This window comes from Plantibacter cousiniae (nom. nud.), assembly GCF_977070315.1.
The window spans coordinates 320,283-337,842 of the sequence record NZ_CDRVEU010000001.1 but is presented as its reverse complement, the minus strand read 5'-3'; the positions used below and the strand labels follow the sequence as shown (position 1 = coordinate 337,842).

Annotated in this window: 16 protein-coding genes; 7 read left to right on the top strand and 9 right to left on the bottom strand. The window is 59.7% G+C overall.

Annotated features, from left to right (window positions below):
- Positions 1 to 39 precede the first annotated feature (39 nt).
- Positions 40 to 240: a hypothetical protein gene (locus tag ACW55A_RS01530; RefSeq protein ID WP_003314077.1), complete on the bottom strand. Its 201-nt coding sequence runs from the start codon at positions 238 to 240 to the stop codon at positions 40 to 42.
- A gap of 252 nt (positions 241 to 492) precedes the next feature.
- Positions 493 to 1,002 carry a disulfide bond formation protein B gene (locus ACW55A_RS01525; RefSeq protein ID WP_003365269.1) on the bottom strand — a complete coding sequence of 170 codons (510 nt, stop codon included), beginning with the start codon at positions 1,000 to 1,002 and terminating at the stop codon, positions 493 to 495.
- A 611-nt stretch (positions 1,003 to 1,613) separates the two neighbouring features.
- On the opposite strand from ACW55A_RS01525, the gene ACW55A_RS01520 reads away from it, so the two are divergent.
- The 3 genes from ACW55A_RS01520 (at position 1,614) to ACW55A_RS01510 (ending at position 3,910) form a co-directional block, all read left to right on the top strand.
- The gene (locus ACW55A_RS01520; protein WP_003365270.1) at positions 1,614 to 2,510 is read left to right on the top strand and encodes a chemotaxis protein; all 897 of its coding nucleotides are present in this window, start codon (positions 1,614 to 1,616) and stop codon (positions 2,508 to 2,510) included.
- An 83-nt stretch (positions 2,511 to 2,593) separates the two neighbouring features.
- The gene (locus tag ACW55A_RS01515; RefSeq protein ID WP_498810382.1) at positions 2,594 to 3,037 is read left to right on the top strand and encodes a GNAT family N-acetyltransferase; all 444 of its coding nucleotides are present in this window, start codon (positions 2,594 to 2,596) and stop codon (positions 3,035 to 3,037) included.
- Between the two features lie 117 nt (positions 3,038 to 3,154).
- Positions 3,155 to 3,910, top strand: coding sequence for a YkgJ family cysteine cluster protein (locus ACW55A_RS01510; RefSeq protein ID WP_054080693.1), 756 nt, complete (start codon positions 3,155 to 3,157; stop codon positions 3,908 to 3,910).
- A 17-nt stretch (positions 3,911 to 3,927) separates the two neighbouring features.
- On the opposite strand, the gene ACW55A_RS01505 is transcribed toward ACW55A_RS01510, so the two are convergent.
- The 7 genes from ACW55A_RS01505 to ACW55A_RS01475 form a co-directional block, all read right to left on the bottom strand.
- The gene (locus tag ACW55A_RS01505; RefSeq protein WP_003365273.1) at positions 3,928 to 4,152 is read right to left on the bottom strand and encodes a hypothetical protein; all 225 of its coding nucleotides are present in this window, start codon (positions 4,150 to 4,152) and stop codon (positions 3,928 to 3,930) included.
- A 93-nt stretch (positions 4,153 to 4,245) separates the two neighbouring features.
- On the bottom strand, positions 4,246 to 5,244 hold the full coding sequence (locus ACW55A_RS01500; RefSeq protein WP_498810380.1) for a fimbrial protein: 999 nt from the start codon (positions 5,242 to 5,244) through the stop codon (positions 4,246 to 4,248).
- A 1-nt stretch (position 5,245) separates the two neighbouring features.
- Positions 5,246 to 6,031 (bottom strand): fimbrial biogenesis chaperone, encoded by a 786-nt coding sequence (locus ACW55A_RS01495; protein ID WP_003365279.1) that lies wholly within the window; start codon positions 6,029 to 6,031, stop codon positions 5,246 to 5,248.
- Positions 6,028 to 8,562 (bottom strand): fimbria/pilus outer membrane usher protein, encoded by a 2,535-nt coding sequence (locus tag ACW55A_RS01490; protein WP_455807862.1) that lies wholly within the window; start codon positions 8,560 to 8,562, stop codon positions 6,028 to 6,030. Before ACW55A_RS01490 ends, ACW55A_RS01495 begins: the two co-directional genes overlap by 4 nt.
- Positions 8,563 to 8,693: 131 nt before the next feature.
- Entirely contained in the window at positions 8,694 to 9,446 is a 753-nt protein-coding gene (locus ACW55A_RS01485) for a fimbrial biogenesis chaperone (protein ID WP_187809349.1), read from the bottom strand.
- 63 nt (positions 9,447 to 9,509) lie between these two features.
- Positions 9,510 to 10,094: a fimbrial protein gene (locus ACW55A_RS01480; protein ID WP_003365284.1), complete on the bottom strand. Its 585-nt coding sequence runs from the start codon at positions 10,092 to 10,094 to the stop codon at positions 9,510 to 9,512.
- Positions 10,095 to 10,424: 330 nt separating this feature from the next.
- Positions 10,425 to 10,805, bottom strand: coding sequence for a hypothetical protein (locus tag ACW55A_RS01475; protein ID WP_054080821.1), 381 nt, complete (start codon positions 10,803 to 10,805; stop codon positions 10,425 to 10,427).
- Positions 10,806 to 11,097: 292 nt separating this feature from the next.
- Between ACW55A_RS01475 and ACW55A_RS01470 the strand changes: the two genes are divergently transcribed.
- From ACW55A_RS01470 to ACW55A_RS01455, 4 genes are read left to right on the top strand one after another with little or no spacing between them, the layout of a single operon-like run.
- Positions 11,098 to 12,264 (top strand): efflux RND transporter periplasmic adaptor subunit, encoded by a 1,167-nt coding sequence (locus ACW55A_RS01470; protein ID WP_058416397.1) that lies wholly within the window; start codon positions 11,098 to 11,100, stop codon positions 12,262 to 12,264.
- Positions 12,261 to 15,365 (top strand): multidrug efflux RND transporter permease subunit, encoded by a 3,105-nt coding sequence (locus tag ACW55A_RS01465; protein WP_003365290.1) that lies wholly within the window; start codon positions 12,261 to 12,263, stop codon positions 15,363 to 15,365. Before ACW55A_RS01470 ends, ACW55A_RS01465 begins: the two co-directional genes overlap by 4 nt.
- A gap of 10 nt (positions 15,366 to 15,375) precedes the next feature.
- On the top strand, positions 15,376 to 16,053 hold the full coding sequence (locus tag ACW55A_RS01460) for a heavy metal response regulator transcription factor (protein ID WP_003314062.1): 678 nt from the start codon (positions 15,376 to 15,378) through the stop codon (positions 16,051 to 16,053).
- The gene (locus ACW55A_RS01455) at positions 16,043 to 17,407 is read left to right on the top strand and encodes a heavy metal sensor histidine kinase (RefSeq protein ID WP_072365566.1); all 1,365 of its coding nucleotides are present in this window, start codon (positions 16,043 to 16,045) and stop codon (positions 17,405 to 17,407) included. Before ACW55A_RS01460 ends, ACW55A_RS01455 begins: the two co-directional genes overlap by 11 nt.
- Positions 17,408 to 17,560: the final 153 nt, after the last annotated feature.

Sequence of the window (17,560 nt, the reverse complement as noted above, 5' to 3'; positions counted from 1 at the left end):
AAAAACCTGGGGTACCTTTTTTTACTCATTTCACGACCTCTAAAAGCAGCTTGCGCGGTGCAGTTGGGTTTCGACCGCCAACACTTCGCCCTGCCAGTGCCGGCTAATTTTTTTGAATTGAACAAGGGCCGCCAGTACGCACAGCGGCGTATCGACAAGTCCGGGTTTAGCTATGGATTCTTGTTTTTTGAGTTGCTGGAACTGCCCAAAACTTCGGGCAGACGCTTTCGACGCGGCCATTATACGCCCTCAGAGGCAAGCGTTGCGCTGCCTGTTCAGAGTGCACAGGGGACGCTCCAAGCCTCAAAATGCTGATCGTTCGGCCAAGCTGAACGACAAGTGACGGGGATTGTAGATACGTAAATTTTTAATGACTATGCCTAATTTTGTAACAGTTATTCTCTATATGCGTAACAATCGTCTTGCAAACGCCTCATTTCACTCGAAAAAAGCCCCGTATTCACGGGGCTTTTTTTGCGAAAGCCCCTGTAGTTAGTAAGGTTTGCGGCGATTGCGAATGATGCACGCCGGTACCAGAACTGCGGTCAGGACAAACGCCGTCAGCGCCCATTGCGCGAGTGACAATCCGAGAACCGGCGGATATGGCGTCGTGCAGAAACCGCTGACCTGAAACCCTGTAGGGAACAGTGTAGCCAATGGCAGGCCATCGACAATCGGCTGCAGCACGTCGATACCGCAGCTGTCGGACGGATGGGCGAGGATCCAGACATGCCGGCCGGCCGCGGCAATGCCGCCAAGGGCGCTGAGGGTAACCAGGGTTTCAAACGCCGTGACGCTGCGACGCCCGGGCATGGCCGCGCCGATGAACGCAAAAATGGCGATGAACAACAGCGCGTAACGCTGCAGGATGCACAACGGGCAAGGCGCTTCGCCCAGGACGATCTGCATGTACAGGGCGCCGCCGATCAGGGCCAGGCAGATAATCCCCAGCAAAACCAGAAAGCGCTTTTCGCGTCTCAGGTACAACGTGTTGTCGCTCATTCACATACCTTACTGAACTGATGAAAGGGTTGGTCAACGCCATGCAGCGTGCGTCAGCAACCTGAACGGGGGTGGACGGCCTGGCTGAGCCGAGGCGTGCGCGATGATCATCTGTCTGATCCGGCAACTCAAGCATTGGCCAGCCATACGGACGCATTTGCCAGCCGGATGGTCTGCGCGTCAGCAGATCCACGACCGACAGGACGTTTTTGCGGGAGCCGGAAGCAATGCCCTTCTATATATAGAAGGGTGCGTCAGTTTGTCGCAGCTCTTCTTCTATATATAGCTGCGGTATTTTGTCGCAGGGTGCCTTTTTGGCAAAGCACTACTGCGTGCGAACCCGCGATGCAGGTTGTCGGAATGCAGAGAGCGACAATCTGCCGCCCTCCTCCGGTTTGACGCAACCGAAGCCAGACGGCCACTATCGGGGCGTGGGCAGTCAGTTTGTCGGGCCCGCCGCGGTGTAGTGCAACGACTTCCAATGGCAAGCGAACGGCGTGCTCGGCTGTCGGTTAAAAATCCTCAAGCCAGCCCGTCTCAGGTCGATAACGTGTCATAGAAAGTTGTTTGCCGCTACCAGGCGACGAAACACCTACAGCCAGAAGGTTCATATGTCCAAGAACGTCCGAGCAGATTCACTTTCGCTGCTCCTCTTCACGTTGCGCAGCGGCAAGCTGATGGCGATCAACCTGCTCAAGGTCAGCGAGATTATCCCCTGCCCTCCCCTGACCCATCTTCCCGAATCGCACCCGCACGTCAAAGGCATCGCGACGTTACGTGGCTCGTCACTGTCGGTTATCGATCTGAGTCGTGCGATCGGCGAGCGTCCGCTGGCCGATCCCGACGGTGGCTGCCTGATCGTCACGGATGTCAGTCGCTCGAAGCAGGGCCTGCACGTTCAGGCCGTCAGCAAGATTGTGCATTGCCTGACCACCGATATCCGTCCGCCGCCCTACGGGTCGAGCAGCAAGTCGTTCATCACCGGGGTCACTCAGGTCGACGGCGTGCTGGTGCAGGTGCTGGACATCGAAAAGGTGATCCACGGCATCGCCCCTGCGCAGATCGTCGTGCAATCGACGGAGCTGGCCAAAGAGGATGCGGAACTGTTGAGCAAGGCGCGGATTCTGGTCGTCGATGACAGCCAGGTTGCCCTGCAGCAGTCGATCATTACCTTGCGTAATCTCGGCATCGAATGCCACACGGCGCGCAGTGCCAAAGAAGCTATCGATGTTCTGCTCGACCTGCAGGGCACTGCGCGGCAGATCAACGTGGTGGTTTCCGATATCGAGATGTCGGAAATGGACGGCTACGCCCTCACCCGCACACTCCGGGATACGCCGGACTTCAGTGACCTGTACATTCTGCTGCACACCTCGCTCGACAGCGCGATGAACAGCGAGAAGTCCCAGGTCGCCGGGGCCAATGCCGTGTTGACCAAGTTCTCGTCACCCGAGTTGACCAAATGCCTGATCGAGGCCGCACGTACGGTGGTCGCCCAAGGGCTCTGATCCCTGAGCGCACAGCGACACAACGTCCGAACCTGACCGACGCATCCGCCGCTCATTACTGGCTGATGCGTCGGGATCTCGCAGTGCCAGTATCATTCGCAGCCTGGCCGCATGGCATCCAGCCACGCCCCTTCACCATTGAGCGAGCCCCAGAGGTTCATCGCCTGCTGACCCTGGGTTACGGCAGCGCGGCAGGCTGCGTTCCGGATTATCCGGACTGGCTGGCCGCCTTCGAACACGATCCGGAATGCGACCCGTCGCTGTGCTTTCTGGCCATGCGTGATGCAACGGTAGTCGGTGTGATCGTGTGCTGGACCAGCGCATTCATCAGGGACTTGGTCGTGCACCCTGGTGTGCGACACAGCGGGATCGGCCACGCCCTGCTCAATCACCTGTTCGTCCATCTGCGTACGCGCAACGAAGCATCTGTCGACCTTCACGTCATGGAAAACAACCTGGCGGCGCGGCGTCTTTATGAGAAATCCGCAATGGCCTATCTCAAGCGTTTCGACATCCCTGCAGCCTGAACGCGCTGTTGACCCGCCCGGCGACTGGCGCACAACTTGCTTCCGGAGAGGTATCAAGCAGGTGAGTGACCAATTGTTGTCGCCCACCATATACCTCTTCGACGGATCATCGAGATAATGGACACCAAGTTTTCCTGCGTGGGTTGTGGCGGCTGTTGCACCGACCATCACGTACCGCTGACGCTCGGCGAAGCCAAGCAGTGGGCAGCAGATGGCGGCAACGTCATCGTTCTGACCGAGGCATTTTTGAGCAATGGCTACGGGGTCTCCGAGACCCAGCTGACCCATGCCAGCCGTCGCTCGACCGAGGTGAGCAGTGGCAGCACGACAGCCTTTGTGGCGATCACCTTCGCGGCCTACAACGTGGGGCGCTGCCGGAATCTTGACGAGAAGAACCTGTGCCGCATCTACGAGCGCCGGCCGCTGGTGTGCCGAATCTATCCGATGGAGATCAACCCGCACATTCCGTTACGCCCGGACAGCAAAGGTTGCCCGCCAGAGTCCTGGGAGCAGGGTCCCGACCTGATCGTCAACGACAGGCTGGTCGATACACAACTGATAGACCTGATCGAACGGTCGCGTCAGGCCGACCGGGATGAGATAGAGACCAAACAGCTGATTTGCCAGAAGCTCGGCATCCGTACCACCGCCCTCAAGGGCAACGGTTTCGTCGCCTACCTGCCGGACATGGGCGCGTTTGCCGCTGCCATCGAAGAAGTCGCAAATCCTGCGCAGGATGAGCGAGCTCAAGGGTCGAAGTGGGAGTTTCACGTGGCCGGCCAGCACGTTCTGGACACCCTGCAACAGGAAGGTGCCGAAGTGACTGACCGGCAGCCGGTTTCCTACCTGTTCATCCCGTTGCAGGCTGCCTGACAGGATCAATCAAGCAATCAGCGCTTGCCCATCGACCTGCGGGTACCGGCCGGCGCTGCGCCCGGGGTCTTGTGGTGGCCGTGCTTGTTGGTTTTCTGATGCCACGCCGGCTCCTTTTTGGCCTGGGCAAACTCCGAAGGCTTGAACGGAAAGCTGAAAGGCGCAATGACAGCCTTCTTTTCAGTGTCTGCGGCGGAGTCGGCTGCGGCGTCTTGAACAGGGGGTTGTTCAGGAGTGGTCATGGTGTCACCAGAAAGTCGAATTGGCCGGGCAAATGCCCGCGGCCGCGCAGCATACATCAATCGCCGCACAACCGCCCGAGCCTCCTGTCGCCGTCATTTGTAGAACAGATCGACCATCACTTCGGCATTGAACGGTCCGGGCCGTGGCGTGCTGGTGTTCCATAGCAGTTCGGCATTGAAGTCCGCCCTGGCAGTGTTGGTTTCGCCCAGCAATTCCGCCAGATGGAAGGGTTCGTTGTAGCGTAACGGCTGACCATTGACTGCGCTGGTCATCCGGATCCCCAACGAATCATTACCGACAGGGATCAGCAGCTCGCCAGACAGAGTGCCTGTCACCGGCCTGAAACGCGCGTCGATGCTGAAGGGCGAATCGCAGCTGCGACTGGTCAGCAGGGAGAATGTCTGGGTGGCAGTCACTTTGCCAATGGCCACCTGGTGTATCGCAACGTCGCCAAATTCCACGCTTTCCGGGAGCACTTGGAGATCGGCATCGCAGGCCACGAACCTCAGCCCCCGCAGGTTATTGATCACATAACTGAGGCTGCGCCCTGACAGCCGACTCGGGTCTGTCGCGCCGCCCAGCTGAAAAAACCGGTAATCGAGCAGGTCACTGGCCACGCCGGAGGACGGTGTAGCGCCGAACTTCTGGATGAACACCGAAAACGCCAGGCTGAAGCGCACCTTAGGGCAGTTGTCGAGCGTGCTCTCACCCTCACGACACATCGGCAGGTAGCTCCCGGTACTGATCCTTCCACCGCCTTGCAGATGATCGATGCCCTGCAGCGTCATCCCGGCGCGAATCCCCTGACCGATCGAACGATTGTCCGGATTCAGGTAGATAAAAATCTCTTCCGCGTTGGACTGCCAGCCCTCTCTCGCGCATTCGACCTGAACAGTCAGAGGTTCGGAACGCCATACCACTTCCCCGTCAGGACTCGACTCCGGGATTGCCACCGAACTGCTCAGATCATCGTGAATTTCGGTTTCGCCCGTCCCTTGAGTGGTACAGATCAGCGCGAAAGTGGAAGCCGGATGCAGTAACAGCACCACGGCAAGGGATCGCAGCCAGCCTCCGGCAGAGAGATATTTCATATCAGCATTCGTCCTGAATGGAATTGTTTTTCGGCAGCCCGGCCGTAGTGGCTGTCTGCCCGGTGAGCTGTGCGCAATGGGTCCGTCGGCCGCCGTAGTCGGTCAGCGCCTGGTATGAAAAACGATGTGTGGCAGAGGGCTCGACACTTGCGGGCACAGCCATGGCAACCTGGGCGCCCGGCGCCAGCAGCAGATGATCGCCGAGCTGCACACCGTCGATATGCAGCGCTTGCAGAGCGGCGTGATAGGGCGTCGGGTTACTGACCGTCAGCAACAAGGCGTGCGACGGGTCATGAGTCAGTGTCCACAGCAGTCGCGCGGGGGTGTCGGCCGGATCACCGTCAAGGCCGGGGGGCCGGTAGAACACGTTGATGCGTTGGCGCACGGCAATGTTCAACTGCCCCACGCCGTCCTGGCGTCGAGGCACCTCAAGCACATACAGATGCAGCAGAGACTCGTGCTCCTGCGGCATGCCCGAGCCCTGATACAGCACGCGCAAGGTCTGCCTGCCGCCCACCGCCAGGCGTGCAAGCGGTGGCGTGACCACGAATGGCAGCGCTTTGCGAAGCTCACCCGGGGTGTCGTCATCGTCCGCAGCGTCGCTGAGCCAAGCCTGCAAAAGCGCCTCGGACTTGCCGCGATTGCGCACTTCGAGCGTAACTTCGCGATACTGCCCGTCGAAAACCAGCCGTGTTCCACTCAGCGAAACAGCGCCCTGCGCCGCCAGGTCGCTCGTCAAAAGCACAGCCGTCAGCAGCGCCTTGCATGAGCCAGCGAAAGCGCTCATCGGCATATCACCCTGATCCGCTCGTAGGCTCGCGACGGGTCTCTGGGCGGTAGCGAGAATGTTGCCTGACAACGTTGATCGGACCAGCGCACCCACACGCTGCCGGCGTCCTGCTCGCTGAGCACCAGCGCCTGACTGCCGGGATCGACCACTGCCAGCGCCCTGCCCTGCTCATCTTCGACACTGGCGCCCAGCGGCACCTTGCTGCCATCGGTGCGCACCAGTTCGAACTGCACCCGACGGCCCACATTGGCCTTGAAGCGCACCACCGGGATCGCGCCCCTGCGCGGCACGATCTGGGTGATGGCATTTTCCAGATCGACATCAGCGCCCAGCTGCCGGGTATCCAGGCTGACCCAGTTGGTGCGGTAAGCCTGCGCATAAGGCAGAACCGCATAGCCGTTGCCGGCGGTCTCGACGTTACTGAACGACTTCAAGCGGGCGCCACCGACATCGGGCACCTGAACCAGTGCAAAGGTTTCCCCCAAGGCCTGCCCCAGGTTCACGCCACCGGCATGCGCTACCAGCGAACCAGCGGCGGACAGGCTGAATGCATCGTAATCCTGACCCTGGCTATAACCGGCCTCGAAACGGCCGAATGCCGTGCTGGTGCTGACCTTGCCTGCGCCGAAACTGCCGGAGGTACTGTCGCGTCCAGCCTGTACCGAATAGAACGTGTCGCGATCGCCCGGCACCTGGCCGTTAAGACCGGTCTGCGCGTTGTACTCGCCGCGGCTGTCGCGCACCGCGTTGAAAGACAATCGCGACGAGCCGGGGCTGGATCCAAGCGGCAGGGTCACGCTCAGAGCAATACGATTGTCGGTGCTCGCGTCACCGCTTCGCCCGAAATCCTCGTTGCGTTCGACGGACAGGCTGTAATTGAGCGAACGCCAGGCTGCGTTATAGGACAGGTAAAGTTGCCGGGTCTTGCCGGGCAGGTTCCAGTAGCGCTGCTCTGAAGCAGTCAGGCTCAGCGACGCCGACTGGCCAGGCACTATCTGAGTGATGCTGAGTTCGAGTCGATCCCGCGCCAGACCAGAGGGCAGTACCAGCCGCTGCGGGCCGATATCGCTGACGTGCTGGTTCAAGGTCCGGTATTGCTCGGTCGAATACCGGTAACCGGCCACTGCCAACGTGGTGTCGGTGACGTCCAGCGTGTTGGCATAACGCACCCGCAGGCTCTGACCACTGCGCGCCTGCTGATCCACCTTGCTGATCGATCGGGTGAGGTCCATCGACACCGCGCCCAGCCCGGTGTTTACTCCCGTACCTATATTCCAGGCCTGATAATCCTCGGCCAGTTGCAGCCCGGCAAACCCGGTGATCCGTTCGGAAAGCCCGTAGATCAGGGCTGCGCTGGCAAACGCCGGAGAGGCCTGCTGGTCGTCGTTGTTGTCGACCTGCCCGCTGGCCAGGCTGTAGCGCAACGAGCCTGCGGGAACCATGATCGGCAGCGACGCATAGGCCTGAGAGAAGGTACGCACACGCCCGTCGGCTTCGATGACAGACACCGACAAATCGCCATTCGAGCCACTGGAATAGATATCGGCAATCTCGAAAGGCCCGGGCGACACAGTGCCGCTGTAAAGCAGAAAGCCGTTCTGGCGAACTTCCACGGTCGCATTGGTTTCGGCAATCCCGCGGATGACCGGGGCATAGGCCCGCTCGCTGTCAGACAACATGCCGTCGTCAGAGACCAGCGCCGCGCCCCTGAAGCGGACACTGTCGAAGACCTGCGAATCGGTAAACGTCTCGCCCAGCGTGAGCTGGCTTTTCAGGGCGGTGATGTCGCGCTGTGCGAACGTACGATTGCTGCGATAACGCCAGGGTCTGTCACTGCCACCCACCAGAGAGGACTCGTTGCGCAAACGCCAGGCACCAACGTTCAGCCCGTTTCGCAGCCCCACGTAGTACTGATCCGTTTCCAGGCTTTTGTTACGCCGACGGCTGCCATTGAAGTTGTAATTGATAAAGCCTGCGGTCTCGCCCTGATCCCAAAGCTCCGGCGACACATAACCACGGGCACCGCGTGACATCACCGCTTGCGGCACACTGATCGTCAGTCGCAACGCACCGGGCTGATAGTCGACGCGGGCAAATTCGACACGCGCAGACAGGTCGAAACAGGCCTGGGCAGACACCTCACCTGACGGCAGACGACTCAAGTCCAGACCAAAGCTCTGTAGCATCTCGAGCGACAGGCAGGGCTCGATCAGGCCTGACAGCGGATTTTTCAAAAAGCGGATATCCCGCCTGCCGCTCAGCTTGCGATTGACGTAGATATCAACCCGGTAAGTACCGGGCAGTACGCTATTGGAGCGCAGAAACTCCTGAAGGTCAGCCGGCTGATCGCTTCCCTGGATAAAAGCCGTATTGAATCTGCCTGCGCCGCTGCCACCCGAAGAGGCGGCCGACGCGCTGACCGCAACCATCAACGCCAATCCGAAACCGATACCCCGCGCACAGCGTCGGGGGTGAGGGAGCGCGCACTGGGCAATGACTCCCTTGTTAACTTCTTTGCGCCATTCCATAGCGGTCTTCACTCTACTTCGGCTGTCGCGCGCGTCGCGCAATCCTTTTACACAGACGCAGGTCTGCCGGGCGGTCTTGTCGCTGAGGCCCGACGGTTTGAACAGTGAACGCTGACAGTGGATGCGCCAGCTTATCGGGCCGACGCCTTGCCGGCGTTAACCGGTTGTTTATGGGTAAGGGCTGCCTGATAAGGCACTTGTCCGCCGTAGTCATTGAGACTGACGAAACTCAACAGCAACGGCGCACTTGCCGATGTGTGCTGTAACGGAATACGCAGACGCTGATGCGGCGCCAGCATCTGACTGTCCAGACGGGCAAGTTCGGTGTCATGCTGGCGTATGGAAACCCTCAGCATGGAGACATGATAGGGGCCGGGATTTTCGACCTGTACACCGGTGTCATCGACCCACTGCCAGTTCAGTTTTTCCGGAGCCTGCTGTGGATCACCCTGCAAACCATCAGGCCGGAAGAAGACTTTGATGCGCTGACGTACCGCGATCTGCAGTGTGTTTTCAGCTGCGGTCTGGGGAATTTCCTGAACATTGAGCCATAACACCGATTCACGATCGGTGGGCATGTCGGCACCGGAATGAATGATCCGCAATAGCTGCCTGCCACCCCCGGCCATACGCGCAAGTGCGGGTGTGACAATGAACGGCAGGTTCGGCAGACTTTCGTGAGTGCTGACCGCCGCCACAGGCGATTCAAGCCAGGACTGCAGGAGAATCTCTCCCCCGCCACTGTTGTGAACACCCAGACTGACCTCTTTATCAGTGCCCTGGTAAATGACTCGCGTCGTATTCAATACAATGCCCGCCTGAACGGTGGATGCGCAGAACACCAACGCAACAAGCATCGTGTAGCGAAAAAAATCGGAAAACATGCTGGCGTTCGCCTTGAATTCGGTAGAGGACAGAGCGAGCACTGCCCGCCCCGCCCGACACGATTACTCGTAATCCATCACGAACGGCAGGAAGCCGTCGGCATTACCCGGATTGGTGGGCGTGCCGTTAAGCACATACACCGCGCCAAAATTGATTTCAGCGGTGGCACCGTTGGCGCCATCCTTGATCAGCGTGGTGTCGACGGTTTCGTCACCACTCAGATCCATCAGCACACTGGACGCATTGAGCAGGCCGATACCGACGCCATCTGCCGCACCGGTGGTGCGCAGGAGTTTCGCGTCGTTGTTGTCCAGGCCACTGCCGTTACGGGCAATAAGGCGCATCTTCACCATGTTGTACTGGTCTGCACCGGCACTGCAGTTGACCAGCAGCTGGATGGGGGCAGCCGTCTCGAATCGGCTTTCGCTCGATACACCGATATCGGAGAAGGACACGTTGCCCAGGTCGATATTGATTTCGCCAGGGTTGGTCCCCGCACTGACACCCGTGCCCGGCCCCACATCGCAGGAGATATTGGTCAGTGTTCCGTTAAAGACCATTGTGCCGTTGTTCGCAGCACTGGCGGTACCTGCCATGCCAACGCCCATTACGCCCAGAACTGCCAATGTAAGAGAACGCTTTTTCATGCTAACGACCTTCCTTGTGTTATTTCGTGTGTGCCCGCTATCGGACGGTGAGCACTATAGAGCCAGGTCTATTTCAATGCTGTCAGCCCGGTAACTTTCACCCCGCAGACAACACAACACGACACGCAGGACAGGTCTATAGGAATAATTATAAGTCGTGCCCGGCACACTGATAAAAACCCTTTTCCACACAGAAGCGCGTCTTTACTCAGGTACAGACTAGCGACGCCTTGACGGTGGCCGAGGTTATGTATCGTTCATACCTGGCGGGCACTGGACTGCCACTTGAAAACGTGACAGTCCGGACGAGAAAACACAACAGGCAGCTAGTTACTGATAGCTCAACGTAACGACGGCAGCGCGTGCCTGCAGGGCTTCTCCGTCGATAACCACGGCGGCAGGCAATACCTGATACTGCGTCACGAAGGGCATTGCCTGCTCACCACAGACATTGCGTTCGGTGCTCACATGAATAATGACCCCGGGTGCAACTTCCAGCGTTCTCGACTGATTACCGGGCACCGTTATCTCTGTACTGGAAACCCTGCAACTGCTGTTGACGATACTGCCACGCAACGTTATTGCACCGTCCTTTGCCCATGACACAGCGGGAGTAGCCAGCCACAGCGTCGACATGATTGCGACCCACAATTTTTTATCAAGGGACCGTAACTTCCACATCACTTTTCCGTTCGTTTTCTGACGGCTCATGGCGTACTCCATTCATTGACTCATACGATAAGTTAAGTTGATGAGAGAATGACCTGCCAGAAACCTACTTAGGAAAATGTAGGAAAACTCCTAGGACTTAATAAACATCTGGACAACTATCTCTTCAACATAGATATCGTCCAATTCCGACTTTTCTTGACTGCACGCCACACCCGCTGGAGGCTTTCTGACAAACCTGACAGCTGAAAGTCATTCTGTTGACCGGGTTTGCAGGCTATAAGGAAGCTGTAAAAAATATCTCTCCCGTACTGACATTTGGCGTTTTCTTCATATGCGCAGAAAGACCCTGACCGTCACCGCTGTCGTTCTGGTGATCGCCTGTGTGGCGATTGCCGGCTGGAAACTGACACGCCCGGCCACGCTTCCCAAAAATGCCGCTGCCGCTGTGCCGGTCAAAGTGATCACGGTCAGTCTTGAAGACGTGCCGCGCTTCGTCACAGGGATCGGATCGGTGCTGTCGCTGCAAAGCGTCGTGATCCGCCCCCAGGTGGATGGGGTGCTGACGCGCGTGCTGGTCAAGGAAGGTCAGCAGGTCAAGGCCGGAGACCTGTTGGCAACGCTGGATGACCGCTCTATCAGGGCTGCGCTGGAACAGGCGCGTGCCCAGTTGGCGCAGAGCAAGGCGCAGCTGGACGTAGCGCAATTGGACCTCAAGCGCTATCGCCAGCTCACCCAGGAAAATGGTATCTCGCGACAGACGTTCGATCAGCAACAGGCACTGGTCAGGCAGCTCGAAGCCACGGCAAAAGGCAACGAAGCGAGCATCAACGCCTCACAGGTGCAACTGTCCTACACTCAGATTCGCTCGCCGGTAACGGGACGGGTCGGCATTCGCAATGTCGATGAAGGCAACTTCCTGCGCGTCAGTGATGCTGCCGGACTGTTTTCAGTGACCCAGATCGACCCGATTGCCGTGGAGTTTTCCCTCCCACAGCAGATGTTGCCGACCCTGCAGGGGCTGATTGCCGAGCGCGACGCTGCGACCGTCAAGGCGTATCAGGGCGACGGCGCGGCCAACGGCCTGCTGCTGGGTGAAGGCACGCTTTCATTGATCGACAATCAGGTGTCGGCAAGCACCGGTACGATCCGCGCCAAGGCTCAATTCAGAAACCCCGGCGAGCAACTCTGGCCAGGGCAACTGGTGACCGTGAAGATCCAGACCGGTATCGAACTCAACTCGCTGAAAGTGCCGCCACAAGTGGTGCAGCGCGGCGTTGACCTGCACTTTGTCTATCGGCTCACTGCCGATAACAAGGTGGAAGTCGTACCCGTCAAAGTGCTCTATCAGGACAGCGAGCAGACGCTGATCAGCGGGCCGCGTGCTGGCGATGTACTGGTCAGCGACGGCCAGTCACGGCTACGCCCGGGAGCAACGGTGGAAGTGATCACCGCGCCTGCTGCGGATGTCGCCAGCGCGCAAGTGGAGCCCGCACGATGAACGGCCGTGGTTCGGTATCGGCGTGGTGCATCGACCATCCGGTGGCCACCTTGTTGTTGACCTTCGCATTGGTACTGCTGGGGGTCATTGCCTTTCCGCGTCTGCCGATCGCGCCGTTGCCGGAAGCGGAATTCCCGACCATCCAGGTCACCGCGCAACTGCCCGGCGCCAGCCCCGAGACCATGGCGTCTTCGGTTGCCACGCCACTGGAAGTGCAGTTCAGTGCGATACCGGGCATGACCCAGATGACTTCCAGCAGCGCACTGGGCTCCACCAACCTTACGCTGCAGTTCACCCTCAACAAAAGCATCGACACTGCGGCCCAGGAAGTCCAGGCCGCCATCAATACCGCCGCCGGACGCCTGCCGGCCGATCTGCCCAGTCTGCCAACCTGGCGCAAGGTCAACCCGGCCGACAGCCCGGTGCTGATCCTCAGCGTGAGTTCCAGTCTGATCCCCGGCACCGAATTGAGCGACGTCACCGAAACCATTCTGGCGCGCCAGCTCAGCCAGATCGAAGGGGTGGGCCAGGTATACATCACCGGTCAGCAGCGTCCGGCGATTCGTGTCCAGGCCGCCCCCGAGAAACTCGCCGCGCTGGGGCTGACCCTGGCGGACATTCGCCAAGCGGTGCAACAGACCAGCCTGAACCTGGCCAAGGGTGCCCTGTACGGCAAGGACAGTATTTCGACCCTGTCTTCCAACGACCAGTTGTTCAAGCCGCAGGACTACGCGCAACTGATTGTTTCCTACAAAAACGGCGCGCCCGTCCAGCTCAAGGATGTGGCTCGGGTCGTCGCGGGCTCGGAAAACGCCTACGTCAAGGCGTGGTCCGGCGATCAGCAAGGCGTCAACATCGCCATCTTCCGCCAGCCGGGCGCCAACATTGTCGACACCGTGGACCGTATCCAGCGTGAATTGCCACGCTTGCAGGAAATGCTCCCGGCCAGCGTCGATGTATCGGTACTCAACGACCGGACCCGCACCATCCGTGCCTCGCTGCATGAAGTGGAACTGACCCTGCTGATCGCGGTGCTGCTGGTGGTCGCGGTCATGGCGCTGTTCCTGCGCCAACTGTCAGCCACCCTGATCGTCAGTGCGGTACTCGGGGTATCGCTGATTGCCAGCTTTGCGATGATGTACCTGTTCGGCTTCAGCCTGAACAACCTGACACTGGTGGCCATCGTGGTCGCGGTCGGTTTCGTGGTGGACGACGCCATCGTGGTGGTCGAGAACATCCACCGTCACCTCGAAGCCGGCCAAGGCATGCGCGAGGCGGCGATAAAGGGCTCCGGAGAAATCGGCTTTACCGTGGTGTCGATCAGTTTCTCGCTGGTGGCGGCGTTCATTCCGCTATTGTTCATGGGCGGTGTGGTCGGGCGACTGTTCAAGGAATTCGCACTGACCGCAACCGCGACCATTCTTATTTCGGTGGTCGTCTCCCTGACCCTCGCGCCGACCCTGGCCGCCCTGTTCATGCGCGCGCCCACCCATCACCCGCATCAGAAACCGGGGTTTGGTGAACGCCTGCTCGCCTCCTACGAGCGCGGCCTGCGCAAGGCCCTGGCCCATCAACGGCTGATGCTTGGCATATTCGGCCTGACCCTGGCGCTGGCGGTGGTCGGTTACATCCTCATACCCAAAGGCTTCTTTCCGGTCCAGGACACCGCGTTTGCACTCGGGACCACCGAGGCGGCTGCTGACATCTCCTACCCGGACATGGTGGAAAAACACCTGGAGCTGGCAAAGATCGTCGGCGCGGATCCTGCGGTGCTGGCGTTCTCGCATTCGGTTGGTGTTTCAGGCAGCAACCAGACCATCGCCAACGGCCGCTTCTGGATCTCGCTCAAGCCACGCTCCGAACGCGATGTGTCGGTCAGTGAATTCATCGACCGCCTGCGCCCCAAACTGGCCAAGGTCCCGGGCATCGTTCTGTATCTGCGCGCCGGGCAGGACATCAACCTCAGCTCCGGCCCGAGCCGCAGTCAGTACCAGTACGTGCTCAAGAGCAACGACGGCGAATTGCTCAACACCTGGACGCAACGGCTGACTGAAAAACTGCGCAGCAACCCTGCATTTCGCGACATGTCCAACGACTTGCAACTGGGCGGCAGCGTCACGCACATCGACATCGACCGCAGTGCTGCCGCGCGATTCGGCCTGACCACGGCCGATGTCGACCAGGCTCTGTACGACGCATTCGGCCAGCGGCAGATCAGCGAGTATCAGACTGAAGTCAACCAGTACAAGGTGATCCTTGAACTGGACGCCCAACAACGCGGCAAGGCCGAAAGCCTGGCGTACTTCTATCTGCGCTCGCCGCTGACCAGCGAAATGGTGCCGCTGTCGGCGCTGGCCAAAGTCAGTGCGCCGCGCATGGGACCGTTATCGATCAGCCATGACGGGATGTTCCCCGCGGCGAACCTGTCGTTCAACCTGGCACCCGGGGTCGCCCTGGGCGATGCCGTGAGCATGCTCGATCAGGCCAAGAACGAAATCGGCATGCCCGCCTCGATCATCGGCAGCTTCCAGGGCGCGGCCCAGGCGTTCCAGAGTTCGCTGGCCAACCAGCCCTGGCTGATCCTTGCGGCGCTGGTGGCGGTGTACATCATTCTGGGCGTGCTCTATGAAAGCTTCGTGCATCCGCTGACCATCATCTCCACCCTGCCCTCGGCAGGCATCGGCGCACTGTTGCTGCTGTGGATGATGGGGCAGGACTTCTCGATCATGGCCCTGATCGGCGTGGTGTTGCTGATTGGTATCGTCAAAAAGAACGGTATTCTGCTGGTGGACTTTGCCCTGCAGGCCCAGCGCGAGCAGGGCCTCACGCCGCACGAGGCCATTTATGAGGCCTGCATCACCCGCTTCCGACCGATTATCATGACCACCCTCGCCGCCCTGCTCGGCGCACTGCCGCTGATGCTCGGTTTCGGCGTCGGTGCCGAGTTGCGGCAGCCGCTGGGTATAGCCGTGGTCGGCGGCCTGCTGGTGAGCCAGATGCTCACGTTGTTCACCACGCCGGTCATTTATCTGCAACTGGAGCGGCTGTTTCATCGACGCCAACCGGCGCCCGCCGCACCGACGCTGGCCCTGCAAAAGTGAGAGTTGCCCGATGCGCGTGCTGATTATCGAAGACGAAGAGAAAACCGCCGACTACCTGCGTCGCGGTCTGACCGAACAGGGCTATGCCGTGGACGTGGCGCGCGACGGGATCGAAGGCCTGCACCTGGCGCTGGAGAATGACCATGCGATCGTCATTCTCGACGTGATGCTGCCGGGCCTGGATGGTTTTGGGGTGTTGCGTGCGCTGCGTGCGCGCAAACAGACGCCCGTGATCATGCTGACCGCGCGCGAGCAGGTCGACGACCGCATTCGCGGCCTGCGCGAAGGCGCGGATGATTACCTGGGCAAGCCGTTTTCCTTTCTGGAACTGGTCGCCCGCCTGCAGGCCCTGACGCGGCGCAGCGGTGGCCACGAGCCGGTGCAGATCACCATCGCCGACCTGTGGATAGACCTGATCAGCCGCAAGGCGACCCGCGCCGGCCTGCGCCTGGACCTGACCGCCAAGGAGTTTTCGCTGCTCAGTGTGCTGGCCCGACGTCAGGGTGACATCCTTTCCAAGACATCCATCGCCGAGATGGTCTGGGACATCAACTTCGACAGCGATACCAATGTGGTCGAAGTCGCGATCAAGCGCTTGCGGGCCAAGCTCGATGGCCCTCACGAGCACAAGCTGCTGCACACCATTCGCGGCATGGGCTATGTGCTGGAGAACCGCAGTGCGGGTTGATTCGATTGCCCTGCGCCTGAGCGGGCTGTTCGCGCTGGTGGCACTGGTGGTGTTCCTGCTGATCGGCTGGGCCTTGTACCTGCAGGTCGACAAAAGCCTCGATTTGCTGCCCCGTGCAGAGGTGGATGCGCGCTACAGCGTGCTGGAATCGGCGGTCAATCGTTTCGGCAACCCGGAACACTGGCGCAAGATCAAGGCCAAGCTCACCTTGCTCAGTGAAGAGGACAAACGCCTGCGCTTCTGGGTGGTGAGTGACAATCCGCTCTATGAGTTCGGCAATCCCGGTGCGGACATTCGTCGTTTTGCACAGGGGCCGCTGGGCATGCACGACCTGAAGCTGGCGGACCACCCGTTTTCGTTCAAAGTGCTGGTCAGCGAGTTTCCCGCCAAGGAACAGCGTCCGGCCCTGCGCTTTCTGACTGCCATCGACACCGAGACGTTCTGGCACACGCAGCACTCGCTGCTGGTCGCCTTGATCAGCCTGGCCACGCTGGGCATTCTGCTCGCGTCGGCGCTGGGCTACTGGGTCGCGCGGATTGGCCTGCGACCGCTGACCAGCCTTTCGCAGGAAGTCCAGAAGCTCGCCCCGCCAAGGCTGTCCGGACGCTTGCAGTTGTCGCCGCTGCCACCGGAACTCGAGCAATTTGTCGCCTCGTTCAACTCCACGCTGGAACGCGTCGAGCAAGCCTACTCGAGGCTGGAGTCGTTCAATGCCGATGTGGCACACGAGCTTCGTTCACCGCTGACCAACCTGATCGGTCAGACCCAGGTGGCGCTGACCCGTGGCCGCTCTGCCGAGCATTATTTCGAAGTGTTGCAGTCGAACCTCGAAGAGCTGGAGCGCCTGCGCTCGATCATCAACGACATGCTGTTTCTGGCCAGCGCCGATCAGGGCACCAAGGTCAAGGCACAGATCTGCACCTCACTGGCTGAAGAAGTCGCGACGACGCTGGATTATCTGGACTTCATTCTGGAAGACGCGCACGTGCAAGTCCGTGTCCACGGCGACGCCAGCGCACCCATTGAAAAACCCCACTTGCGCCGCGCGCTGATCAATCTGTTGCATAACGCCGTTCAGCACACTGGCGCTGGTGAAGTGATTGAAGTCAACATCGAATCCCGCGATGCCCATGTCACTGTCAGCGTGACCAATCCGGGCGTACAAATCGCTCAGGAACATTTACCCAGACTGTTCGAGCGCTTTTATCGGGTGGATGCCTCACGCAGTAACAGCGGCGCCAATCACGGCCTGGGGCTGGCCATCGTCAAGGCGATTGCCTTGATGCATGGCGGCACCGTGTTCGTGAACAGCGACAAGGGCGCCAATACCTTCGGCATCCAGTTGCCTCGCTGACACCTGAAAATACTGACTACATTGACCGTTTCACGGTCCTCAGTGTGCGTCTGTTCGCAGCGTTTTAAATACAGTTGCTTTATTCACATTCCCTTCATATGGGGCTATAAGGAGCGTGTTATACACGCGTCAATAAGTTCCCCACTTAACTGA

Excerpts from the sequence above, each read along its gene's own strand:
- ACW55A_RS01485 (WP_187809349.1), bottom strand. The coding sequence starts at position 9,446 with ATGTTTTCCGATTTTTTTCGCTACACGATGCTTGTTGCGTTGGTGTTC.
- ACW55A_RS01500 (WP_498810380.1), bottom strand. The coding sequence starts at position 5,244 with ATGAAATATCTCTCTGCCGGAGGCTGGCTGCGATCCCTTGCCGTGGTG.
- ACW55A_RS01505 (WP_003365273.1), bottom strand. The coding sequence starts at position 4,152 with ATGACCACTCCTGAACAACCCCCTGTTCAAGACGCCGCAGCCGACTCC.
- ACW55A_RS01475 (WP_054080821.1), bottom strand. The coding sequence starts at position 10,805 with ATGAGCCGTCAGAAAACGAACGGAAAAGTGATGTGGAAGTTACGGTCC.
- ACW55A_RS01480 (WP_003365284.1), bottom strand. The coding sequence starts at position 10,094 with ATGAAAAAGCGTTCTCTTACATTGGCAGTTCTGGGCGTAATGGGCGTT.
- ACW55A_RS01490 (WP_455807862.1), bottom strand. The coding sequence starts at position 8,562 with ATGGAATGGCGCAAAGAAGTTAACAAGGGAGTCATTGCCCAGTGCGCG.
- ACW55A_RS01465 (WP_003365290.1), top strand. The coding sequence starts at position 12,261 with ATGAACGGCCGTGGTTCGGTATCGGCGTGGTGCATCGACCATCCGGTG.
- ACW55A_RS01460 (WP_003314062.1), top strand. The coding sequence starts at position 15,376 with ATGCGCGTGCTGATTATCGAAGACGAAGAGAAAACCGCCGACTACCTG.
- ACW55A_RS01495 (WP_003365279.1), bottom strand. The coding sequence starts at position 6,031 with ATGAGCGCTTTCGCTGGCTCATGCAAGGCGCTGCTGACGGCTGTGCTT.
- ACW55A_RS01525 (WP_003365269.1), bottom strand. The coding sequence starts at position 1,002 with ATGAGCGACAACACGTTGTACCTGAGACGCGAAAAGCGCTTTCTGGTT.
- ACW55A_RS01510 (WP_054080693.1), top strand. The coding sequence starts at position 3,155 with ATGGACACCAAGTTTTCCTGCGTGGGTTGTGGCGGCTGTTGCACCGAC.
- ACW55A_RS01470 (WP_058416397.1), top strand. The coding sequence starts at position 11,098 with ATGCGCAGAAAGACCCTGACCGTCACCGCTGTCGTTCTGGTGATCGCC.
- ACW55A_RS01520 (WP_003365270.1), top strand. The coding sequence starts at position 1,614 with ATGTCCAAGAACGTCCGAGCAGATTCACTTTCGCTGCTCCTCTTCACG.
- ACW55A_RS01530 (WP_003314077.1), bottom strand. The coding sequence starts at position 240 with ATGGCCGCGTCGAAAGCGTCTGCCCGAAGTTTTGGGCAGTTCCAGCAA.